The 1749-nt window shown below is 79.0% G+C and carries 1 pseudogene; it reads left to right on the top strand.

The features are described 5' to 3' along the window. Window positions 1-1749, top strand: a pseudogene (locus AWC27_RS30950) (PE family protein); the annotation flags it as partial.

Here is a 1749-nt window from a genome sequence, read left to right as displayed (position 1 = left end):
GGCCGGCGGGGCGAGCGATACCCAGGGCAACGGGGGCGCGGGCGGCATAGGCGGCAATGGCGGAACCGCTGCATTGTTGTACGGCAATGGCGGGGGCGCCGGATCTGGCGGAGCCGGGGGGAACCAGGTAGGTGGCCAGGGTTCGGGCGGAGCGGGTGCTAGCGGCGGCTCCGGCGGGACCGGTGGGTGGCTGCTGGGCAGTGGCGGCGACGGCGGCGACGGCGGGGCCGGCGGCGTCAACACCAAGGGCGGTACCGGCAGCGCCGGCGGCGACGCGGGTATGGGCGGTGCCGGCGGCAGCGCCCGGCTGATCGGTACCGGCGGCCACGGTGGCCATGGCGGTGCTGGCGGCAACACGCTGGGAGATCAAACCGGTGCGGTCGGCGGGGCCGGTGGCAATGGTGGTGCTGGCGGCAACGGCGGGTCGGTGTCGGGTGATGCCGGCGCCGGTGGGGGCGGCGGCAACGGCGGCAGCAACACCGCAGCCCCGGACGGCGGTCTGCACAACGGCATCAGCGGCGGGGCCGGCGGCAAGGGCGGCGATGGCGGCAGCGGTGGCAACGCCGGGGTGTTCGGCAACGGCGGCAATGCCGGCAGCGGCGGCGCCGGCGGCAGCGGTGGGGGCGGCCAGATCGGTTCCGACGGCACCAGCACCGTCAAAGGCGGTGTGGGTGGAACCGGAGGGGCAGGCGGCACTGGCGGGGCCGGTGGGTCCGGCGGCCACAGCGGCTGGTTGACCGGTTCCGGCGGTAGTGCTGGCAGCGGCGGCACCGGGGGCGCCGGCGGCGCCGGCGGCAACGGCGGCAGTGACGGCGGCTTCGGCGGCGGTGCCGGAGGCAGCGGTGGAGCCGCCGGCAACGGCGGCAGCGGTGCTAACGGCACCAACGCCGGGATGCTGTTCGGCAGGGGCGGTAACGGCGGCTCCGCCGGCGGCGGCGGGACCGGTGGGGCCGGCGGCACCGGGGCGGCTGCCACCGGCGGCAGCACCGGTAGCAACGGCGGCAGTGGCGGGCTGGGCGGGGCGGCCGGTACAGCCGGCGCTGCGGGCACCGGCATTCTCGGGGGCGGCAGCGCCGGCAGCGCAGGCACCGGTGGTGCCGGCGGGGCCGGCGGAACCGGCGGCGAAGGCGCCCAAGGCACCGGCGGCAGCGCTGGCAATGACGGCGGTCACGGCACTAACGGTGGCGACGGCGGCCAGGGCGGACAGGGCGGGGCCGGCAATGGCGGCACCAACGGTTCGGGCGGCGCCGGCGGCAACGGTGGACAGGGCGGCAACGGCGGCGCCGGCTTCAACGCCACCAGCGCCGACGCCGCCACCAAGGGCGGCGACGGAGGCAAAGGTGGAGCGGCCGGCACCGGCGGCGCGGCCGGCAGCGGCGGCACCGGCGGCAGCGCGGGTACCGCTGGCACCGGAGGGCGCGGCGGTGACGGCGCCCTTGGCGGCAGCGGCTTCCAAGGCGGCGACGGCTCCGCTGGTAACGCCGGCGGCCAGGGCAGCGACGGCGCCGCGGGCGGCAGCGGCGGCCAGGGCGGGGCCGGCAATGGCGGCACCAACGGCTCGGGCGGCCACGGCGGCAACGGCGGCCGCGGCGGCGACGGCGGCGAAGGCTTCAACGCCACCAGCACCGAGGCCGCCACCAAGGGCGGCGCCGGCGGCACCGGCGGCGCCGCCGGCGGGGCTGGATTAGCCGGTACAGGGGGCACCGGCGGCAAGGCGGGCACCGCAGGCATCGGCGGGCACGGCGGCGC

The organism is Mycobacterium szulgai, from assembly GCF_002116635.1.
Classification (GTDB): Bacteria; Actinomycetota; Actinomycetes; order Mycobacteriales; family Mycobacteriaceae; genus Mycobacterium; species Mycobacterium szulgai.
Note: the sequence above shows the minus strand (reverse complement) of the source record. Positions and strands in the feature narration are given on the sequence as shown.